The sequence below is a fragment of the Nocardia sp. NPDC058244 genome (assembly GCF_042882065.1).
Taxonomy (GTDB): domain Bacteria; phylum Actinomycetota; class Actinomycetes; order Mycobacteriales; family Mycobacteriaceae; genus Nocardia.
This window is the reverse complement of the sequence record NZ_JBHVWX010000010.1, coordinates 59,469-78,269: the sequence shown is the minus strand read 5'-3', so window position 1 is coordinate 78,269 and position 18,801 is coordinate 59,469. Positions and strand designations below refer to the sequence as shown.

Here is an 18,801-nt window from a genome sequence, read left to right as displayed (position 1 = left end):
AGGTGGCCTCGGATGGCAGGCAGGCGCGAGAAATCCGCGGAGACCGAGCAGGCGCTCAAGGACGCGGCCCGGCAGGTGTTCGCCGAACACGGCTACCTCAACGCGAAGATCACCGACATCACCGCCACCGCGGGCCGGGCGGCCGGGTCGTTCTACAACCACTTCGCGAGCAAAGAGGAACTGCTGCAGGCGCTGCTGGCCGATATCGCGGCGGCGGGCGATGAGCGCGCGGCCGATCCCGAGCACAACGGGGACTTCACCGATCCGGCGGCGATCCGTTATCACGTGCGCGGCTACTGGACCTTCGCGCGCGAGCACGCCGCGGTGCTGCGGGCCATCGAGCAGGCGGCGCAGGTGAGCCCCGAATTCGCCCGCGTCATCGCGGGATTCGGGGCGGCGCAGCGTGCCGACATCGCCGACCATATCGCCGACTTCCCCGAGCGCGGGCTCCGGCTGCCGGGGACCGTGGACGCCAGTCTGGCGATGATGTTCGCGGCGGTCGACGGGATGCTGCGGATGGTGGCGGACGGCTCGGTGGCGATCGGCGACGAGGAGGCGATCGAGTCGATCACGCGCTTCGTCTATCGCGGGCTCACCGGTCGTGACTACTGACCTCGCGGCCCGCCCCGCCGGATCCGGCAGTGGCCACGGATCCGCCGGGAGCCCGAGGTGAGCCGGCGTCCCTAGGGCAGCAGGACGAGGGAGCCGGTGGTCTTGCGCGCGGCGAGATCCCGGTGGGCCTGGGCCGCGTCGGCGAGCGGGTAGGTCGCGCCGATCCGGAAGGTCAGCGTGCCCGCCGCGATGGCGTCGAAGACATCCGTCGCGCGCCACAGGAATTCGGTGCGGGTGCGGGTGTAGGCGCCCAGCGACGGGCGGGTCAGCCAGAGCGATCCGGCGGGGTTGAGACGCTGCGGATCGAACGGCGGAACCGCGCCGCTGGCGGCGCCGAACAGGGCGAGGGTGCCGCGGACGCGCAGCGCGGCCAGGCTCGCTTCGAACGTGCTCGCGCCGACACCGTCGTAGACCACCGCGACACCCTCGCCGTCGGTGAGCTCGCGGACCCGCGCGGCCAGGTCGTCGCCGTAGCGCAGGACCTCCGCCGCGCCCGCCTCGCGGGACAGCTTCTCCTTGTCGTCGGTGGAGACGGTGGTGATCACCCGCGCGCCCTTGGCGGCGGCCATCTGGGTGAGCAGCAGGCCGACGCCGCCCGCGCCCGCGTGGATCAGCACCGGGTCGCCCGGCTCGGGCCGGAAGACCGATTCGATCAGGTAGTGCGCGGTCATGCCCTGGAGCAGGGCGGCGGCCGCCACGACCGGGTCGACGGCATCGGGCACCCGCACCGCCACCGCCGCGTCCACGGCGACCCTGTCCGCGTAGCTGCCCGGCGCCGCCGCCCAGGCGACCCGGTCGCCCACGGCGAACTCGGTGACCTCGGCGCCGACCGCCGCGACGACACCGGTGCCCTCGGAGCCCGGAATGTACGGAGTCGCCTGCGGGTACTGGCCGGTGCGGAAGTAGATATCGATGTAGTTGACGCCGACACCCTGGGTATCGACCAGCAGCTGACCGGGTCCGATCTGCGGATCGGCCACCTCGACGTACCGCAGGACCTCGGGACCACCGTGCTCGGAAACCTGAATGGCGCGCATGAGTCTCCTTTGTACACCCCGTGTTCGACGCCACTCGGGGGTGGACTCGCGACTACCGGCCGGTAAACTCTGGCCCATGAGTGCTACCACCGCCGCCCCCGTCGCCGTGAAGGTGCCTGCCGAGGTCGAGAAGTCCGTCGCCAAGTTCGTCGCCGAGCACGGCGGTTCGGGCACGGCCGTGCTGCAGTACATCGGCGAGCAGGGTGTGCGCATCACGCTGGTCGGTGCCGACGGCATCCTCGGCGACCGCGTGGTGGCCGACCTGGCGACCGCGAAGGCCCTGGTCGAGCGGGTCGACGGGCTCACCGAGGCCGACGAGTGGAACCGCGAGCTGGTCTCCGTCGTGACGCCGACCAAGTCGCACTGGAAGAAGATGGCTGGCTGGGTCGCCCACCAGACCAAGTTCCCGAAGGCGCGCAACTGGAAGCTCTTCGCCGGCGCCTGATCCCGGCCCGAACGCCCGACAGCCCGCGATCCTCGGATCGCGGGCTGTCGTCGTTGCGGAAGGTCAGTGCGCGGCGGCCGACGACACCGGCGCCGGCACGCACACCTGCTCGCGGACCCGCAGCGAGGCCCAGAGCGCGGCGGTGGCCGCCGTGCACGCGGCGGCGCCACCGACATGGATGGCGACCAGCGCGGCGGGGACGTCGGTGAAGTACTGGACGATGCCGACGAGCGACTGCGACAGCACCAGCCCGAGCAGCACGTACAGGCGGACGCGGATCGCGGGGGTGATGCCGACGGCGAACAGGCCGAAGGCCAGGCCGATCAGTAGCGCCAGGTAGCCGACCAGCAGCTGCGAGTGCAGGTGCACCAGCGTGACGATCTCGACCTCGAGCCGGGCCACCGGCCGGTCGATGCTTTTGTCGCCCGCGTGCGGGCCCGCGGCGGTGACCAGCGTGCCCGCGATCAGTACCCCGGCCAGCGCGACGCCGCTGAGCGCGGTGAGCCAGCGCAGGGGAGCGGGTACCTGGACGGTGTCGATGCCGTCGTCGGGCTGGCCGATCTTGGCGTACAGCACGACCGCCAGCCACACCATCACCATCGAGGCCAGCAGGTGCACGGCCACGGTCCACCACAGCAGGCCGGTCCGCACGGTGATCCCGCCGATGATCGCCTGCACGACGGTGCCACCGGGCATCAGCCACGCGTAGACGAGGACCTCGCGCCGACGCCGGGCGCGGACCACGGCGAGCACGATCAGCGCGGCGCACAGCGTCACCGCGAAGGTGAGCATCCGGTTGCCGAACTCGACGGTCTGATGCAGGACCGGCACCTCCGAGACACCCACCGGGGTGAAGCTGCCGGGGAAGCACTGCGGCCAGGTCGGGCAGCCCAGGCCCGAGGCGGTGACGCGCACGACGGCGCCGGTCACCGAGATTCCGGCCTGGCTCAGGATCACCGCGAGCGCGATGAGCCGCTGCACCCGCAGCGAGGGGAGCGGCAGCCGGTCGACGAGGCCAACGAAGGCGCGATACAGCACGTCACGATGGTACTGGCCGCGAAATCCCGACCGATACCAGGGCTACTACAGTGCGTCGTTGATCACTCAGCTGAACCGGAACAGGCGGGTCGCGAGCCAGCCGCACAGCACGCCCCACACCGCGAGCACCGCGACCGCGAACCAGTCGACCGCGCCCGTCAGCGCCGATTCCAGGGCGAACGCCAGCGCGCCGGAGGGCACCAGCCGGACCAGCACGGTGAGCGCATCGGGCAGCGAGTCGCCGACGAGCACCAGGCTGGCGACGCCGAGCATGATGAACCAGAGGATATTGGCCAGCGCCAGCACGACCTCGGCCTTGAGCGTCCCGCCCAGCAGCAGGCCCATCGCCGCGAACGTCGCGGTACCGAGGGCGATCACCAGCGCGCCGAGCGCGAGGCCGCCGATCCCGGGCCGCCAGCCCAGGGCGGCGCCGATCGCGCCGAGCAGGATCGCCTGCAGCACGACCACGATGAGCACCGCCGCGCACTTGCCCGCGATCACGCCCCAGCGGGGCAGCGGGGTCGCGCCGAGCCGCTTGAGCGCGCCGTAGCGGCGGTCGAAGCCGACGGCGATGGCCTGGCCGGTGAACGCGGTCGACATCACCGCGGTCATCATGACCATCGGCACCACCTTGTCCACCCGGTGCTCGCCGAGCTCGCCGAACGGCAGCAGAGTCAGGCCGATCAGCAGGGTGATCGGGATGAACATGGTGAGCAGCAGCTGTTCGCCGTTGCGCAGCAGCAGCTTCAGTTCGAGGCCGGTCTGCGCGATGAGCATCGTCCGCCGGGTGGCGGGGCGTGGGTCGGGAGCGAAGGTGCCGGGCAGGAACCGGCTGGTGGTCTCGGTCATCCGCGCAGGTCCCGTCCGGTCAGTTCGAGGAAGACGTCCTCGAGGCGGCGCTGATCGATGCGGATGTCGGTGGCGAGCACGTCCATCCTGGCGCACCAGGCGGTGACGGTCGCCAGCACCTGCGGGTTGATCTCGCCCTCCACCAGATAGGTGCCCGGTGTCGTCTCCCGTGGCGAGAAACCTTCCGGCAGCGCCGATTTCAGCAGCGCGATATCGAGCTTCGGCGGGGCGCAGAAGCGCAGCTGACCCGCGGCGCCGTGCGCGGTGACCTCGGCGGGCGTGCCCTGCGCGACGATCTCGCCGTGATCGATGATCACCAGCTGGTCGGCGAGCTGCTCGGCCTCGTCCATCATGTGCGTGGTCAGCACCACGCTCACGCCGTCGCGGCGCAGGGCGTCGATCAGCTCCCACACGATCAGCCGGGCCTGGGCGTCCAGCCCGGCGGTTGGCTCGTCGAGGAACACGATCTCCGGCCTGCCGACCAGCGCGCAGGCCAGCGCGAGCCGCTGCTGCTGGCCGCCGGACAGGCGGCGATACGGCGTCCGGCGGTTGTCCTGCAGGCCGAGGGTGGACAGCAGCCAGTCGGGATCGATCGGGTCGGCCGAGTAGGCGGCGACCAGATCGAGCATCTCGCCGGCCCGCGCACCCGGATAGGCGCCGCCGCCCTGGAGCATCACGCCGATGCGGGGGCGCAGCTGCTCGGAATCGGCGATCGGGTCGAGGCCGAGGACGCGGACCGTGCCCGCGTCGGGGCGCACGAAGCCCTCGCACATCTCCACCGTGGTGGTCTTGCCCGCGCCGTTGGGGCCGAGCAACGCGAACACCTGGGCCTGCTCGACCTCGAACCGCAGGCCGTCGACCGCGGTGGTCTCGCCGTAGCGCTTGACCACGCCGTCGACGCCAACAGCGGGTCCGGAGCGACTTCTCACGATGTCACACGGTAAGCCGTGCCCTCCTGTGACGGAGCCGACACCCCCGGCTGAGCCCGCCAGGGCAGGGAGTGACGGGTGAGTGCGAAGAACAACGCGAAGCAGACCGCGGCGGCCAGTGCGGCGCCGATGATCTGGAAGACCTGGAACTCCGCCCCCCGTGGCATCACCAGCATCGAGACGACCGCGGAGAACGCCACGGCGGGCACGCGGAACACCGGCTGGGTGGCCCAGGCGGCCAGCGGCACGATCGCCCACAGCAGGTACCAGGGCTGGACCACCGGGAACAGCAGCACGATCGCACCGAGCGCGACACCCAGCGCGCCGACCGGATGCAGCCGGCCGGTGCCGGTGGCGACCAGCATGCGCACGGTGATGTAGGCCGCGACCGCCGCCGCGATCGGCCGGGTGATCGACAGCAGCGCGGTCGTGTGGTCGCCGAGACCGAGCAGGACGCCGCCGAATCCGGTGATGATGCCGATGACGGTCGGCAGCGACATCCAGCTGCGCACGGCGCTGGCGGTGTTGAGTGTGAAGATCCAGCCGAAGCCCAGACCGCTCACCGAGCTCACGAACAGCGTTGTCACCCCGGCGATCACGCCGAGCAGCAGCGCGGCCTTGACCACCGCCTTCAGGTCGCCGCCCCAGCGACGGGCCAGCGCCATCCCGACGAAGCCGAGCGCGATGATCGAGGTGAACTTGATCGACGACGACAGGGTGATCACCACCGCGCCACCGATCAGCAGCCCGTAGGCGCGCGCGTCGAACGGCGCGAGACCGGTGCCGTTCAGCCGATCGGGGGTGCCGCCGTTGCCGTAGATCGCCCGCAGCATCAGCTCCACGCCCGCGAGCATCAGGCCGAGCATCAGCGCGTCGTTGTGCACGCCGCCGACCAGGTGGAACAGCACCAGCGGGTTGGCCGCGCCGAGCCACAGCGCGCTCACCGGCGCGACACCGCAGCGCACCGACAGCCGCGGCAGCGCCCACACGATCAGCGCCACGCCCGCGAGCGCGAGCAACCGGTGCACCCAGACCCCGGCGATGATGTTGTCCCCGGTCAGCTCCGCGATGCCGCGGCCGATCCAGAGGAACAGCGGGCCGTACGGCGCGGGGGTGTCGCGCCAGATGGTCGGCACGTTGTTGGTGAGGACATTGTCGATGCCGAGCCCGGCGACCGGACCCTCCAGATACGGGTCGATGCCGCGCGCGGCGATCTCGCTCTGCGCCAGATAGGAATAGACGTCGTTGCTGAACATCGGCGGTGCCACGCTGAGCGGGATGATCCACAGCAGCAGCGTGCGGTCCAGCTGCGACCGGGTCAGCCGGTGCACCGGCGACCCGGCCAGACCGCCGACCGCGAACCGGCCGAGCAGCAGCCACGCGCCGATCACCAGCACGGTGCCGAACATGCACATCGCCAGCGAACCGGTGTGCGCCCTGGCGAAGATGCCGAGGACCCGCATGCCCGAGACGGGGTTCTGGTGGACCGGCTGCGCGCCGATGCCCAGCGCCGCGATCGCCATCAGGACCGCGCCGGTCGCGCCCATCAGCCGGATGCGGTCCAGCTGCGCGCGCTCGCGCCGGTCGAGGCCGGGAACCTCGTTCTCGTCGCGGTGCAGCACCGCGACGGTGTGATCAGGGGTCGGCACGTCGAGCCCGAGAGCTCGCCTCCCGAACGCCAGTGTCTTGCGCGCCGCGCCCTCCAGTACCGCCACGGAGAGCGAGCCTAGTGCGGCGCGCCGCGACCGGTGGTGCTCCGGTCGGTGCCGCGTCGCCCACCAGCGCCGATCACGGCGGCTAGCGCGGTTGCGGCGCCACGGCGGTGGGGGCCGACACCTGGGGCGGTGGGCCCGGGATGTCGGCGCGCACCATCAGCGTGGCCCCGACGATGACGGCCAGGCACGCCACCGCGACCGCGCCCAGCGACGCCCAGCCGATCCGGCGCGCGGCCTCGGGCGTGCGGGCCGACAGCCATTCCGGGACGAACAGGATGCCCAGCGCCGCGAGCGTGCCCGCGGCCAGCCCGCCGAGGTGGCCCCACAGCGAGATGCCGGGCAGCGAGAAGCTGATCAGCACGTTGACGCCGATGACGACCAGCATCGGCGTCGGGCTCTGCCGCAGCCGGATCAGTGTCACGGTGACCGCGCCGAACAGGCCGTACACCGCGCCGGACGCGCCCGCGGTGGCGACGACGGTGTCGGACAGGGCCATCACCGCGGCGGAACCGCCGAGCAGCGAGATCAGGTACACGCACGCGAACCGCACCCGGCCGAGCACTCGCTCCAGATCCCGGCCGACGACGTAGAGCGCGAACATGTTGACCAGCAGGTGGATCGCGCCGTAGTGCAGGAAGCCCGAGCCGATCAGCCGCCACCACTCGCCGTCGGCGACCAGCAGCGGGACCAGCACGAACTCCCGGAACAGCGCCGAGCCGCGGTAGTTGTCCATCGCGCTGCCCGCCTGGGCGGCCGTGACGAGATAGACCAGGACGTTGACCGCGATCAACGCGTAGGTCACGTACGGAACGGCGGCCGCGCCCGCGGTCGCGCCGCCGACGGTGCGCACCTGGCGCACCTCGCTCTGACCCTGGCGCACGCAATCCACGCAGTGCTGGCCGACGGCGGCGGGCCGCAGGCACTCGGGGCAGGCGGGCCTGCCGCACCGGGTGCACGCGAGGCCGGTGGGGCGGTCGGGATGGCGGACACACGTCGGTGCGGGCGGGTTGGACACCTCGTCATCGTGCCACGGCCGGTGGGCCGGGGCGGGCCGACCGCGCGGCGACGCCCGCCGGGCCGCAACACCGGTGTTGCGTAATTCCGCGGGCCGGACGGCGGCCCTCGGTCGTGTGCGATGGGTCACCCCGGCGGCGGCCGCCGGCGCGGCCGTGGCGTCCGCACCTGGGGTTTTGCCGGGCGGTCGCGGTGTCCGGCGATCTTCGTCGCAGGTCAGGGCACCCTTTGTCAGGGGACCCTTATTAGATTTAGGGAAGTAATTCCGCCACACTGGTGTTGTGAAAACCGTGGGTTTGCGGACAGACGTGGACGGGACCGGTCGTAAGACGACCGGCGCCCGGTCGTCCGCCGGTCCAGCGGCGACCGCGCACGAAGGGCACACCAGGGCGGCGATCGTCCAGTTGCTGCTCGAGGACGGCCCGATCACCGCGACCGCGATCGGCGCCGCGCTCGGGCTCGCGCCCGCGGGCGTGCGCAGGCATCTGGACGCGCTCATCGACGCCGGCCAGGCGCGGGCGAGCCGGTCGGCGCCGTGGCAGCAGAAGGGCCGCGGCCGCCCGGCCAAGCAGTACCAGCTGACGGCGGCGGGGCGGGGCAATCTCGGCCACGCCTACGACGATCTGGCCGGCGCGGCGATCCGCCAGCTCGGCGAGATCGGCGGCGAGGCGGCCATCGCCGAGTTCGCGCGCAAGCGGGTTCGGGTCATCGTCGACGGCATCGAGCCGGTCGCCGAGCACACGGCGCCCGTCATCGAGGCCAAGGTCGAGGAGATCGCGGAAGCGTTCGCCGACGCCGGTTTCGCCGCCACCACCCGCCAGGTCGGCGCCGGTGTGCAGATCTGCCAGCACCACTGCCCGGTGGCCCACGTGGCCGAGGAGTTCCCGCAGCTGTGCGACGCCGAACTGGACGCTTTCCGGGACCTGCTCGGCACCCACGTTCAGCGACTTGCGACCATCGCCAACGGCGATTGCGCCTGCACCACCCACGTACCGCTGGTCGCGCTCCCGAAAACAGCTTCCACCCCATCCGCCGCACAGCCCGCGGCGGGACGAACGAACGACTCCGGAAGGAGTGCCGAATGACGACGACCACCGACCAGGTGCAACCGCTGACCCAGGACGAGACCATCGCCTCGCTGGGCAACTACGGTTACGGCTGGGCCGATTCGGATGTGGCCGGTGCCAGTGCGCAACGCGGCCTGTCGGAGGCTGTCGTTCGCGACATCTCGGCCAAGAAGAGCGAGCCGGAGTGGATGCTCGACATCCGCCTCAAGGCGCTGCGCATCTTCGATCGCAAGCCCATGCCGAACTGGGGCTCCAACCTCGACGGCATCGACTTCGACAACATCAAGTACTTCGTGCGTTCGTCGGAGAAGCAGGCCGAGAGCTGGGAAGACCTGCCCGAGGACATCAAGAACACCTATGACAAGCTGGGCATCCCCGAGGCGGAGAAGCAGCGGCTGGTCTCCGGTGTCGCCGCGCAGTACGAGTCCGAGGTCGTCTACCACTCCATCCGCGAGGACCTGGAGAAGCAGGGCGTCATCTTCCTCGACACCGACACCGCGCTCAAGGAGCACCCGGAGATCTTCCAGGAGTACTTCGGCTCGGTGATCCCCGCCGGTGACAACAAGTTCTCCGCGCTCAACACCGCCGTGTGGTCGGGTGGCTCGTTCATCTACGTGCCGCCGGGCGTGCACGTCGACATCCCGCTGCAGGCCTACTTCCGGATCAACACCGAGAACATGGGCCAGTTCGAGCGGACGCTGATCATCGTCGACGAGGACGCCTACGTCCACTACGTCGAGGGGTGCACCGCCCCGATCTACAAGTCCGACTCGCTGCACTCCGCGGTCGTCGAGATCATCGTGAAGAAGGGCGGCCGCTGCCGCTACACGACCATCCAGAACTGGTCCAACAACGTCTACAACCTGGTCACCAAGCGGGCCAAGGCCGAGGCGGGCGCCACCATGGAGTGGGTCGACGGCAACATCGGCTCCAAGGTCACCATGAAGTACCCGGCGGTCTGGATGACCGGCGAGCACGCCCACGGCGAGGTGCTCTCGGTCGCGTTCGCCGGTGTCGGCCAGCACCAGGACACCGGTGCCAAGATGCTGCACCTGGCCCCGCACACCTCCTCGACCATCGTGTCGAAGTCGGTGGCGCGTGGCGGTGGTCGCGCGTCGTACCGCGGCCTGGTCCAGATCAACAAGGGCGCCCACGGTTCCAAGTCGACCGTGAAGTGTGACGCGCTGCTGGTCGACACGATCAGCCGGTCCGATACCTACCCCTACGTCGACATCCGCGAGGACGACGTGACCATGGGCCACGAGGCGACCGTCTCCAAGGTCTCCGAGGACCAGCTGTTCTACCTGATGAGCCGCGGTCTGACCGAGGACGAGGCGATGGCGATGGTGGTGCGCGGCTTCGTCGAGCCCATCGCCAAGGAACTGCCGATGGAATACGCGTTGGAACTGAACCGGCTCATCGAGCTGCAGATGGAAGGGGCCGTTGGCTGATGTCGTCGCTCGAGACGCCGACCCAGAATCCGGGCGCGGGCGCCGCGGTCAACAAGGGCGAGGTCTTCACCTCGTTCGACGTGGACCAGTTCGAGGTGCCGTCGGGCCGTGACGAGGCGTGGCGGTTCACCCCGCTGCGCCGGCTGCGCGGCCTGCACGACGGCACCGCGGTGCGCGACGGACAGGCCACGGTCGAGGTCACCCCGGTCGCCGGGGTCACGGTCGAGACCGTCGACCGCACCGACGCCCGCCTCGGCCAGGCCGGTACCCCCGCCGACCGCGTCGCCGCCCAGGCCTACTCGGGCTTCGAGTCGGCGACCGTGGTGTCGATCGGCGCGGAAACCGAAGTGGCCGAGCCGGTCACCGTGACCGTCACCGGTCCGGGCGAGGGCAAGACCGCCTACGGTCACCTGCAGATCCGCCTGGACAACTTCGCCGTCGCCACCGTGGTCCTGGACCAGCGGGGCAGCGGAACCTACGCCGAGAACGTCGAATTCGTGCTCGGTGACAGCGCCAAGCTGACCGTCGTCGCCGTCCAGGAATGGAACGAAGACGCCGTGCACGCCACCGCGCATCACCTGAAGCTGGGTCGCGACGCCACCGTGCGCCACTTCGCGGCCACCCTCGGCGGCGACCTGGTCCGGCTCACCGGCACCGTGCGCTACGCCGGTCCCGGCGGCGAGGCCGAGCTGTTCGGCCTGTACTTCGCCGACGCGGGTGAGCACTTCGAGCAGCGGCTGCTGGTCGATCACTCCGAGCCCAACTGCAAGTCCAACGTGCTGTACAAGGGTGCGCTGCAGGGTGATCCGGCCTCGGCCAAGGGCGATGCCCGCACCGTGTGGGTCGGCGACGTGCTGATCCGCGCGGCCGCCGAGGGCACCGACACCTACGAGGCCAACCGCAACCTGGTGCTCACCGACGGCGCGCGCGCCGACTCGGTGCCGAACCTGGAGATCGAGACCGGCGAGATCGCCGGTGCCGGACACGCCAGTGCCACCGGCCGTTTCGACGACGAGCAGCTGTTCTACCTGCGCGCTCGCGGCATTCCGGAGGACGTCGCCCGCCGCCTGGTGGTGCGCGGCTTCTTCCACGAGATCATCCAGAAGATCGCGGTCCCCGAGGTCCGGGAGCGGCTGGAGGCGGCCATCGAGGCCGAGCTCGCCACTGTCGGTATCTGACCCACTCTTACCTCCCACGAAGGAATTCGAATTCGATGACCACCTTGGAAATCAAGGACCTGCACGCCGAGATCACCACCCCCGAGGGTGAGTCCAAGAAGATCCTCAACGGTGTGAACCTGACCGTGCGCTCCGGCGAGACGCACGCCATCATGGGCCCCAACGGCTCGGGCAAGTCGACGCTGTCCTACGTGATCGCGGGTCACCCGAAGTACACCGTCACCCAGGGCACCATCACCCTCGACGGTGAGGACGTGCTGGAGATGTCGGTCGACGAGCGCGCTCGCGCCGGCCTGTTCCTGGCCATGCAGTACCCGGTCGAGGTCCCCGGTGTCTCGATGTCGAACTTCCTGCGCACCGCCGCCACCGCCGTGCGTGGCGAGGCCCCCAAGCTGCGCACCTGGGTCAAGGAGGTGAAGGAGTCGATGAAGGAGCTCGAGATCGACGCCGCCTTCGCCGACCGCAGCGTGAACGAGGGCTTCTCCGGTGGCGAGAAGAAGCGCCACGAGGTCCTGCAGCTGGGTCTGCTCAAGCCGAAGATCGCGATCCTCGACGAGACCGACTCCGGCCTCGACGTCGACGCGCTGCGCATCGTCTCCGAGGGCGTCAACCGCTACAAGGAGCGCGAGAACGGCGGCGTGCTGCTGATCACGCACTACACCCGCATCCTGCGCTACATCCAGCCCGACTTCGTGCACGTGTTCGTCAACGGCAAGATCGTCGCCGAGGGTGGCTCCGAGCTGGCCGAGGAACTCGACGCGAACGGCTACGTGCGCTTCACCTCCGCGACCGCTGGAGCCTGAGATGACCGCGACGGTGCCGGCCCTCGACGTGGCCCGGATCCGGGCCGACTTCCCGATCCTGAACCGTACGGTTCGGGACGGGAAACCGTTGGTGTACCTGGATTCCGGGGCGACCTCGCAGCGTCCGCTGCAGGTGCTGGACGCCGAGCGCGACTTCCTGCTCACCCGTAACTCGGCCGTGCACCGCGGCGCGCACCAGCTGGCGGAGGAGGCGACCGACTCCTACGAGGACGCCCGCGTCGCCATCGCCCGTTTCGTCGGCGCCGACGCCGGGGAGATCGTGTTCACCAAGAACGCGACCGAGTCGCTGAACCTGGTGGCCAACGCTTTCGGCGACGACCGGTTCCCCCACAAGGTGGGTCCCGGCGACGAGATCGTGATCACCGAACTCGAGCACCACGCGAATCTCGTTCCGTGGCAGGAACTCGCGCGCCGCACCGGTGCCACGCTCAAGTGGTACGGCATCACCGACGACGGCCGGATCGACCTGGATTCGCTCGAACTGTCGCCCGCGACCAAGGTGCTCGCGTTCACCCACCAGTCCAATGTGACCGGCGCGGTCGCCCCGGTGGCCGAATTGGTGCGCCGGGCCAAGGACGTCGGCGCGCTCGTCGTGCTCGACGCCTGCCAGTCGGTGCCGCACATGGCGGTGAACTTCCGTGAGCTCGGCGTGGACTTCGCCGCGTTCTCCGGCCACAAGATGCTCGGCCCGATGGGCGTGGGCGGACTGTACGGCCGGCGGTCGCTGCTCGAGGAGACCCCGCCGTACATCACCGGTGGGTCGATGATCGAGACCGTCACCATGGAGCAGACCACCTACGCGCCGCCGCCGCAGCGCTTCGAGGCGGGCACGCCGATGACCTCGCAGGTCGTCGGGCTGGCCGCCGCGGTCCGCTACCTGGAAGACCTCGGCATGGACGCGATCGCCGCCCACGAGCACGCGCTCACCGGCGCGGCGCTCGACGGCCTGCGCGGGATCGAGGGCGTGCGGATCATCGGGCCGACCGAGAACGTGGACCGCGGTGGCGCGGTGGCGTTCGTGGTCGACGGCATCCACGCCCACGACGTGGGCCAGATCCTCGACGACCAGGGTGTCGCCATCCGGGTCGGGCACCACTGCGCCTGGCCACTGCACCGCAAGTTCGGTGTCGCGGCGACGGCGCGCGCGTCGTTCGCCGTCTACAACACCCTCGACGAGGTGGACGCGCTGGTGCAGGCCGTGCGGAAGGCTCAAAGCTTCTTCGGAGTTGCATAAGTCATGCGCATGGAGCAGATGTACCAGGAAGTGATCCTGGACCACTACAAGCACCCGCACCACCGCGGGCTGCGGGAGCCGTTCGGTGCCGAAGTGCACCACGTGAACCCGACCTGCGGTGACGAGGTGACCCTGCGCGTGCACATCGACGACGCGGGCGAGGTCGCCGACGTGTCCTACGACGGGCAGGGCTGCTCGATCAGCCAGGCCGCCACCTCGATCCTCACCGATCAGGTGATCGGGCTGCCGGTGCAGCAGGCGCTGAAGGTGGTCGAGTCCTACAGCGAGATGATCTCCAGCCGCGGCACCGTCGAGGGTGACGAGGACGTGATCGGCGACGGCATCGCGCTGGCCGGCGTCGCCAAGTACCCGGCGCGGGTGAAGTGCGCACTGCTGGGGTGGATGGCGTTCAAGGACGCCGTCGTGCGGATCGCCTCGGCCGAAGAAGTCAAGCCTGCCATGGGAAATGGGGAAGCGTGATGAGTGAGACACCGGCTGTGGAAGCCACCGAGGCCGCCGCTCCCGAGGTGGAGCTGACGCCCGAACAGGTCGAGCACCTCGAGAATCTCGAGGAGGCCATGCGCGACGTCGTCGACCCCGAGCTCGGCATCAATGTCGTCGACCTCGGCCTGGTCTACGGCATGTCCGTCGACGACGACAACATCGCCACCCTCGACATGACGCTGACCTCGGCGGCCTGTCCGCTGACCGACGTCATCGAGGACCAGTCCCGCAACGCCCTGGTGCGCAGCGGCCTGGTCGAGGACCTGAAGATCAACTGGGTCTGGATGCCCCCGTGGGGCCCGGACAAGATCACCGAGGACGGTCGCGAACAGCTGCGCGCCCTCGGCTTCACGGTCTAGAAATCGCGCGAAAAGGCCCGGATTCCTTGGGAATCCGGGCCTTTTCGGTTCCCGCGGCCCCGCCGGATTCGCCGCCGGGCACCGATATCCGGTTGCGGGTGCGGCCGCGACGAGGATTATGGAGGAATGGCCGAGTCGAGCAGGAGCAGTGCCGCCGAACGCGGCAGGCACGCGCTCGTCGGCGGTCTCGCCGCGGTCGTTCTCGCGCCGGTGGCGGCCGCGACGACGGCCGCCGTCTATCGCTTTCCGGTGCCACTCGTCGGCTATACCAGCGGAATAGGCGGCGCCCCGACGGCGGCGGTCGGCAGCATCTTCTATCTGGTGCTCGGCGGCGCGGTGGTGCTCGCGGTGGCCGGTGCGCTGGGTGGTCTGCTCACGACGTGGGGGAATCCGGCACCGACCCGGCGCAATTATCTGATCGCCGGCGCGGCCGGATTGTTCGTCGCGTTTCTGGGCGCCGTCGGGCTGGCGCTGCTGGAATTCCTCGTCGGGCCGTGGTGATGTGTTCCTTTGTCGCGCTGTGATTTTCCTCCCTGCTATTGGATGTACGCCGTTGTTCGGCAATAATCCGGAGGTTCCGGACTTCCGGGACAGATTCCAGAGGAGAATTGTTCGATGAGTTTCTTGGGTAAGGCCGGTCTCGCCGTCGCGGCGCTCGGCCTTGCGGCCGGTTCGGTCCTCGGCGCCGGTGCGGCGAACGCGGAGAGCCTGCACGCCGCCATCTCGTTCAGCGACGCGGACTGGGCCTTCGCCTACAGCGTGAACAAGCCGACGGCCGAAGCCGCCGCCGACGAGGCGCTCGCCCTCTGCGACGCCGCCGACTGCCACATCTGGGCCGCCTGGGCCAACGGGTGCGGTGTCATCGTCGAGGGTGACGGGGGCGCGATCGGCATCGGCACGGGTGCCACCAGCCGTGAGGCGGAGACCGAGGCCTACGCCAGCCTGGGCGAGCTGGAGCCGAAGGCGCTGCTCGCGAACACGGGTTCGGCAGCGTTCAGCGGGGCCCACGTGGTCAAGACGATCTGCACGGCCAACGCCCGCTGATCACCGCACGCCGAAGGGCCCGGATCCGCACGGATCCGGGCCCTTCGGGGTCTGTGGGCCTAGGCGGGCTCCGGCTGGGTGAGCGAGGCGATCCAGGCGCCGATCATGTCGGCGGTGTGGTCGATGACGACCTCGCGGTCGAGGCCGTCGTTCTCCATCTCGACCGAGCGCAGCGCGGTGGCGAAGCCGGCGTTGAGGACGACGAAGGCCATGGTGTCGATGTCGATGTTCTCGGTCGGGCCGAGCATCTGGATCAGGTACAGCTTCATGATCATCCGCAGCCGCGGCTCGAATTCCGGGATGCCACTGCCGTAGAAGTGCAGATCGGCGACGAGGGCGCGCACCAGCGGCCCGTTGGCGATCAGGATCTCGACCGCGATCCGGATCACCTCGGCCACGGCGTCGCGCGGGGTCTTGTCGGCGGAGCCCGTGAGCAGGCGGCTGTAGCGGTCCTCGACCTGCAGGAACAGGCTGTCGGTGAGTTCCTTGACGATCTCGTCGCGGTCGGTGAAATACCGGTACAGGGTGCCGATGCTCATGCCCGCCTCGGCGGCGATCCGATTGGTCGAGGTGTTGCCGATTCCGCGGCTGCCGAAAAGATGAGCGGACACCGTGAGAATGCGGGCGCGGGTTTCCTTCGCCCGGTCCTGCTTGGGGCGTTTGCGCTGCTTGTCGGCGTGCGGTGGCATTCGGAGACCTCGGTCGAAAGAGGAGTAGAAGATGAGCAGTTGCTCATCCTAGAGTCATGATCATGGAGAAACCGGAGTGTAGGCCATCACCGGGGCCGGGCACTACGGCAGCTGAACCACCGCCGGCCGCGCCGACGCGGTGTGGAAGGAGTCGACGATGATGACGATCCCCGTGGATGGAGCCCCGATGTGGCAGCCGCTGCGCGATGTCCGGACGCTGACGGGCACGCTGGTGAGCCACTTCGTCGACACCGTGGCCACCTGCCGGACGCTACCCGGCGACGCGATCTCCGGTGACGTCACCGCGGTCACCCGCCTGTGCCTGGAGATCGTCGGCGGGATGCTCGACGGCCGCGACGAGACCGAGCGGCTGAACCGGCTCTCGGTCGCCGCGGCGGGCTGGGCGCGCGAGGGCGTGCCGATCGACGCCATCCTGCACGCCTTCCACGAGGGTGTGCGGATCAGCTTCGACGCCGTCTTCGACGCGGTCGCCGACGACGACCGGGCGAGCCTGCTCGACGGCTTCCGCCGGGCGGTGGCGATCTCGGATCAGCTGTGCACCACCGTGACCCGCGCCTACATCCGCGAGCACCGCGACGTCGCGGGCGAGCACCACACGGCCGTGCACACGCTCACCTCGGCGCTGCTGGCCGGGCAGCCGACGGTCACCATGGCGCGCGAGTGCGGAATCGCCGTCGCCGATGCGTATTCGGTGCTGGCGCTGTCGATCCGGCGTCGTTCCGAGGCCGCCGATCCGCGGGTGAACCGGGCGGTGGTGGCCCGGCGCGCGCTGCGCCGGGTGCAGGCCGCGCTCGCGCACCACGGCGGCGAGCAGGTGCTGTCGCTGCTGTCGGTGGACGGTGGGACCCTGCTCATCCCGGCCGAGCTGATGGACTCCAGCGCCCTGGACGCCCTGATCGCGGCGCTGTCGCGCGCGGCCGATGTCGACGTGACCGGCGCGCTGGTCCCGGCGACCACCGCGGAGATCCCCTCGGCCGCCGAGCGCGCGCACGAGCTGCTGGACATGGTCGAACGGCTCGACTGCGAGCCCGGCCTGTACCGCTTCGGCGACCTGGCCCTGGAGTACCAGCTCACCCGTCCCGGCCCCGGCCGCGCCCGCCTCGGCGAGCTGCTCGCGCCGCTGGACAGCCACCCCGAGCTCTTCGAGACCCTGCGGGTGCACATCGCCAACAATATGAACCGCAGGCGCACGGCCCGCCTGCTGCACATTCACACCAACACCGTCGACTACCGCCTGCGCCGCATCGCGCAGCTCACCGGTCTGGATCCGGCCCAGGGCTCGGGGCTGTGGCAGCTGCGCTCGGCCATGATCGCCCGCAGCTTCCACTCCGGGCCGACGGTGGAAGCCCGCCTGGCCTGATCCGGAAACCGTTGGCGCGGTGTCCCCTCTCCGGTATATGGTTCAGTGGACCAAAACCTGGGAGGGGATATGACCGTCGAGACCGTCGAGCAGCTGTGTCACGCGATCGAGCAGGGCGCGGCACCGAAATACCTGGCGTTCTGGGGGCACACCCCGCGCGCCGACGGGACTATCGGCGCGAGCTGCCTGAGCCAGTGGTGGCCCGCGGAATTCGTCGTCGACGGCACCGCGTTCCGCAGCGCTGAGCACTACATGATGTGGCGCAAGGCGCTGCTGTTCGACGACGAGCGCACAGCGGTTCGCGTGCTCGACGCGAGCCATCCGAGCGTGGCCAAGAAGCTGGGCAGGCAGATCCGCGCCTTCGACGACACCGTCTGGGAGCGTGCGCGATTCGAGATCGTCGTCGCGGGCAGCGTGGCCAAGTTCGGCCAGGACGACGCCCTGCGCGCCTACCTGCTCGGCACCGGCGCGCGGGTGCTCGTCGAAGCCAGCCCGGTGGACCGGATCTGGGGGATCGGCCTGGCCGCCGACGACGCGCGCGCCACCGACCCGGCGCGCTGGCGCGGCCAGAACCTGCTCGGTTTCGCCCTGATGCGCGCTCGCGAGGTGTTCGCCGCGGCGGGCTAGCCGCCGGCGATCCCCGGTTGTCGGTGGGGGTTGTTAGTCTGTGGCGGACGGACGGACCGGGAGGATTCGGGCGTCACGGTAGGCGAATTCGGTTGGCGTCGTGCTCATGCCGGCGCGCGGCGGAATTCGCGGAACCCGGCCGGGCGGGCAATTCGGGAAAGCTATTTCTCGATGACCCGTGTGGCGGTTCATGATTGGTTCGGCTTCGACCGCGAAGCCGATTTTTCGATGGGGAGATTCACTGATGTCTGTTGTGGGCAAATATGCCCTGGGTGTGGCCGCCATGTCCGCGGTGGCCGCGTTCACCGTCGTGAACGCCGGCTCGGCCGCCGCGGCCGAGAGCGGCGTGGCGATCGCCGAGGCGCCCGGCTACACCGCCGTCTCGCGCGACGGTGGCTTCCAGGCCGCCGCCGGTGATCTCTACGGCGCGCTGGCGTTGTCGTCGAAGGAGGCCGTGGTCGCCTCGGCGGTCAACTACGGCAGCTGGGCGGCCGCGAGCCAGGCCGCGCTGGCCGAGTGCGGCGTCTGGGACTGCCAGATCGTCGTCGAGTTCCGCAATGCCTGCGGTGCCGTCGCGCAGGGCGCCGACTACCGCTTCGGCTGGTCCTGGGATCACTCCCTGGCCGCGGCCGAGCGCTCGGCGGTCGACGTGCTGGGAATCAGCGCGCCGCCGTTCCCTGACCCGGGTTCGGCCTCGCCGCGCGCGGCGAGCGTCATCCTGTCCGCCTGCACGGCGAACGTCTGACGAATCCAGACAACGGGGTGCGGACCGAATCGGTCTGCACCCCGTTCTCTTTCCCCACC

21 protein-coding genes are annotated in these 18,801 nt (G+C 70.1%); 14 read left to right on the top strand and 7 right to left on the bottom strand.

Annotated features, from left to right (window positions below; genetic code table 11):
- The first annotated feature begins 12 nt into the window (after positions 1 to 12).
- On the top strand, positions 13 to 612 hold the full coding sequence (locus ACFVW6_RS28925; RefSeq protein ID WP_378830170.1) for a TetR/AcrR family transcriptional regulator: 600 nt from the start codon (positions 13 to 15) through the stop codon (positions 610 to 612).
- Between the two features lie 71 nt (positions 613 to 683).
- Here the strand turns inward: ACFVW6_RS28925 and ACFVW6_RS28920 are convergent, their stop codons facing one another.
- Positions 684 to 1,649 (bottom strand): quinone oxidoreductase family protein, encoded by a 966-nt coding sequence (locus ACFVW6_RS28920; protein WP_378830172.1) that lies wholly within the window; start codon positions 1,647 to 1,649, stop codon positions 684 to 686.
- Between the two features lie 76 nt (positions 1,650 to 1,725).
- Here ACFVW6_RS28920 and ACFVW6_RS28915 point away from each other — a divergent pair, with 76 nt between their 5' ends.
- Positions 1,726 to 2,094, top strand: a complete 369-nt coding sequence (locus ACFVW6_RS28915) for a hypothetical protein (RefSeq protein ID WP_378830173.1) — start codon at positions 1,726 to 1,728, stop codon at positions 2,092 to 2,094.
- 63 nt (positions 2,095 to 2,157) lie between these two features.
- Here the strand turns inward: ACFVW6_RS28915 and ACFVW6_RS28910 are convergent, their stop codons facing one another.
- The 5 genes from ACFVW6_RS28910 to ACFVW6_RS28890 all read right to left on the bottom strand — a co-directional run bounded on the left by ACFVW6_RS28910 (position 2,158) and on the right by ACFVW6_RS28890 (position 7,640).
- On the bottom strand, positions 2,158 to 3,132 hold the full coding sequence (locus tag ACFVW6_RS28910) for a heme A synthase (RefSeq protein WP_365006702.1): 975 nt from the start codon (positions 3,130 to 3,132) through the stop codon (positions 2,158 to 2,160).
- A 66-nt stretch (positions 3,133 to 3,198) separates the two neighbouring features.
- Positions 3,199 to 3,981 carry an ABC transporter permease gene (locus ACFVW6_RS28905; RefSeq protein ID WP_355281276.1) on the bottom strand — a complete coding sequence of 261 codons (783 nt, stop codon included), beginning with the start codon at positions 3,979 to 3,981 and terminating at the stop codon, positions 3,199 to 3,201.
- A complete protein-coding gene (locus ACFVW6_RS28900; RefSeq protein WP_355281274.1) occupies positions 3,978 to 4,910 on the bottom strand; it encodes an ABC transporter ATP-binding protein in 933 nt (310 codons plus the stop codon). Before ACFVW6_RS28900 ends, ACFVW6_RS28905 begins: the two co-directional genes overlap by 4 nt.
- A complete protein-coding gene (gene mptB / locus ACFVW6_RS28895) occupies positions 4,907 to 6,625 on the bottom strand; it encodes a polyprenol phosphomannose-dependent alpha 1,6 mannosyltransferase MptB (RefSeq protein WP_355281273.1) in 1,719 nt (572 codons plus the stop codon). The genes ACFVW6_RS28900 and mptB overlap by 4 nt, the downstream gene beginning before the upstream one ends.
- An 82-nt stretch (positions 6,626 to 6,707) precedes the next feature.
- A complete protein-coding gene (locus tag ACFVW6_RS28890) occupies positions 6,708 to 7,640 on the bottom strand; it encodes a rhomboid family intramembrane serine protease (RefSeq protein ID WP_355281272.1) in 933 nt (310 codons plus the stop codon).
- A gap of 289 nt (positions 7,641 to 7,929) precedes the next feature.
- Between ACFVW6_RS28890 and ACFVW6_RS28885 the strand changes: the two genes are divergently transcribed.
- The 9 genes from ACFVW6_RS28885 (at position 7,930) to ACFVW6_RS28845 (ending at position 15,300) form a co-directional block, all read left to right on the top strand.
- Positions 7,930 to 8,724: a helix-turn-helix transcriptional regulator gene (locus ACFVW6_RS28885; RefSeq protein ID WP_378830175.1), complete on the top strand. Its 795-nt coding sequence runs from the start codon at positions 7,930 to 7,932 to the stop codon at positions 8,722 to 8,724.
- Entirely contained in the window at positions 8,721 to 10,157 is a 1,437-nt protein-coding gene (gene sufB / locus ACFVW6_RS28880) for a Fe-S cluster assembly protein SufB (RefSeq protein ID WP_218718234.1), read from the top strand. Before ACFVW6_RS28885 ends, sufB begins: the two co-directional genes overlap by 4 nt.
- The gene (sufD, locus tag ACFVW6_RS28875) at positions 10,157 to 11,335 is read left to right on the top strand and encodes a Fe-S cluster assembly protein SufD (protein WP_355281270.1); all 1,179 of its coding nucleotides are present in this window, start codon (positions 10,157 to 10,159) and stop codon (positions 11,333 to 11,335) included. The genes sufB and sufD overlap by 1 nt, the downstream gene beginning before the upstream one ends.
- 35 nt (positions 11,336 to 11,370) lie before the next feature.
- Positions 11,371 to 12,138: a Fe-S cluster assembly ATPase SufC gene (gene sufC, locus ACFVW6_RS28870; RefSeq protein ID WP_355281269.1), complete on the top strand. Its 768-nt coding sequence runs from the start codon at positions 11,371 to 11,373 to the stop codon at positions 12,136 to 12,138.
- 1 nt (position 12,139) lies between these two features.
- Positions 12,140 to 13,393: a cysteine desulfurase gene (locus ACFVW6_RS28865; RefSeq protein WP_378830177.1), complete on the top strand. Its 1,254-nt coding sequence runs from the start codon at positions 12,140 to 12,142 to the stop codon at positions 13,391 to 13,393.
- Positions 13,394 to 13,396: 3 nt separating this feature from the next.
- Positions 13,397 to 13,873 carry a Fe-S cluster assembly sulfur transfer protein SufU gene (sufU, locus tag ACFVW6_RS28860; protein ID WP_355281265.1) on the top strand — a complete coding sequence of 159 codons (477 nt, stop codon included), beginning with the start codon at positions 13,397 to 13,399 and terminating at the stop codon, positions 13,871 to 13,873.
- A complete protein-coding gene (locus ACFVW6_RS28855) occupies positions 13,873 to 14,256 on the top strand; it encodes a metal-sulfur cluster assembly factor (RefSeq protein ID WP_355281263.1) in 384 nt (127 codons plus the stop codon). The genes sufU and ACFVW6_RS28855 overlap by 1 nt, the downstream gene beginning before the upstream one ends.
- Positions 14,257 to 14,382: 126 nt before the next feature.
- Positions 14,383 to 14,757, top strand: a complete 375-nt coding sequence (locus ACFVW6_RS28850; protein ID WP_378830178.1) for a hypothetical protein — start codon at positions 14,383 to 14,385, stop codon at positions 14,755 to 14,757.
- 114 nt (positions 14,758 to 14,871) lie between these two features.
- A complete protein-coding gene (locus tag ACFVW6_RS28845; RefSeq protein ID WP_378830179.1) occupies positions 14,872 to 15,300 on the top strand; it encodes a DUF4189 domain-containing protein in 429 nt (142 codons plus the stop codon).
- Positions 15,301 to 15,359: 59 nt separating this feature from the next.
- Here ACFVW6_RS28845 and ACFVW6_RS28840 read toward each other — a convergent pair whose 3' ends face one another.
- Positions 15,360 to 15,989 carry a TetR/AcrR family transcriptional regulator gene (locus tag ACFVW6_RS28840; RefSeq protein WP_378830180.1) on the bottom strand — a complete coding sequence of 210 codons (630 nt, stop codon included), beginning with the start codon at positions 15,987 to 15,989 and terminating at the stop codon, positions 15,360 to 15,362.
- Positions 15,990 to 16,146: 157 nt separating this feature from the next.
- Here ACFVW6_RS28840 and ACFVW6_RS28835 point away from each other — a divergent pair, with 157 nt between their 5' ends.
- The 3 genes from ACFVW6_RS28835 (at position 16,147) to ACFVW6_RS28825 (ending at position 18,742) form a co-directional block, all read left to right on the top strand.
- Positions 16,147 to 17,370, top strand: coding sequence for a PucR family transcriptional regulator (locus tag ACFVW6_RS28835; protein ID WP_378830181.1), 1,224 nt, complete (start codon positions 16,147 to 16,149; stop codon positions 17,368 to 17,370).
- 69 nt (positions 17,371 to 17,439) lie between these two features.
- Complete coding sequence (locus ACFVW6_RS28830; RefSeq protein WP_378830183.1) at positions 17,440 to 17,997, top strand: NADAR family protein; 558 nt, start codon at positions 17,440 to 17,442, stop codon at positions 17,995 to 17,997.
- Positions 17,998 to 18,241: 244 nt separating this feature from the next.
- On the top strand, positions 18,242 to 18,742 hold the full coding sequence (locus tag ACFVW6_RS28825; protein WP_357345193.1) for a DUF4189 domain-containing protein: 501 nt from the start codon (positions 18,242 to 18,244) through the stop codon (positions 18,740 to 18,742).
- Positions 18,743 to 18,801: the final 59 nt, after the last annotated feature.

Bases quoted from the DNA above. Each gene is read 5' to 3' on its own strand.
- ACFVW6_RS28925 (WP_378830170.1), top strand. From the start codon at position 13: ATGGCAGGCAGGCGCGAGAAATCCGCGGAGACCGAGCAGGCGCTCAAG.
- ACFVW6_RS28920 (WP_378830172.1), bottom strand. From the start codon at position 1,649: ATGCGCGCCATTCAGGTTTCCGAGCACGGTGGTCCCGAGGTCCTGCGG.
- ACFVW6_RS28915 (WP_378830173.1), top strand. From the start codon at position 1,726: ATGAGTGCTACCACCGCCGCCCCCGTCGCCGTGAAGGTGCCTGCCGAG.
- ACFVW6_RS28905 (WP_355281276.1), bottom strand. From the start codon at position 3,981: ATGACCGAGACCACCAGCCGGTTCCTGCCCGGCACCTTCGCTCCCGAC.
- sufB (WP_218718234.1), top strand. From the start codon at position 8,721: ATGACGACGACCACCGACCAGGTGCAACCGCTGACCCAGGACGAGACC.
- sufD (WP_355281270.1), top strand. From the start codon at position 10,157: ATGTCGTCGCTCGAGACGCCGACCCAGAATCCGGGCGCGGGCGCCGCG.
- sufC (WP_355281269.1), top strand. From the start codon at position 11,371: ATGACCACCTTGGAAATCAAGGACCTGCACGCCGAGATCACCACCCCC.
- ACFVW6_RS28865 (WP_378830177.1), top strand. From the start codon at position 12,140: ATGACCGCGACGGTGCCGGCCCTCGACGTGGCCCGGATCCGGGCCGAC.
- sufU (WP_355281265.1), top strand. From the start codon at position 13,397: ATGCGCATGGAGCAGATGTACCAGGAAGTGATCCTGGACCACTACAAG.
- ACFVW6_RS28855 (WP_355281263.1), top strand. From the start codon at position 13,873: ATGAGTGAGACACCGGCTGTGGAAGCCACCGAGGCCGCCGCTCCCGAG.
- ACFVW6_RS28850 (WP_378830178.1), top strand. From the start codon at position 14,383: ATGGCCGAGTCGAGCAGGAGCAGTGCCGCCGAACGCGGCAGGCACGCG.
- ACFVW6_RS28845 (WP_378830179.1), top strand. From the start codon at position 14,872: ATGAGTTTCTTGGGTAAGGCCGGTCTCGCCGTCGCGGCGCTCGGCCTT.
- ACFVW6_RS28840 (WP_378830180.1), bottom strand. From the start codon at position 15,989: ATGCCACCGCACGCCGACAAGCAGCGCAAACGCCCCAAGCAGGACCGG.
- ACFVW6_RS28835 (WP_378830181.1), top strand. From the start codon at position 16,147: ATGATGACGATCCCCGTGGATGGAGCCCCGATGTGGCAGCCGCTGCGC.
- ACFVW6_RS28830 (WP_378830183.1), top strand. From the start codon at position 17,440: ATGACCGTCGAGACCGTCGAGCAGCTGTGTCACGCGATCGAGCAGGGC.
- ACFVW6_RS28825 (WP_357345193.1), top strand. From the start codon at position 18,242: ATGTCTGTTGTGGGCAAATATGCCCTGGGTGTGGCCGCCATGTCCGCG.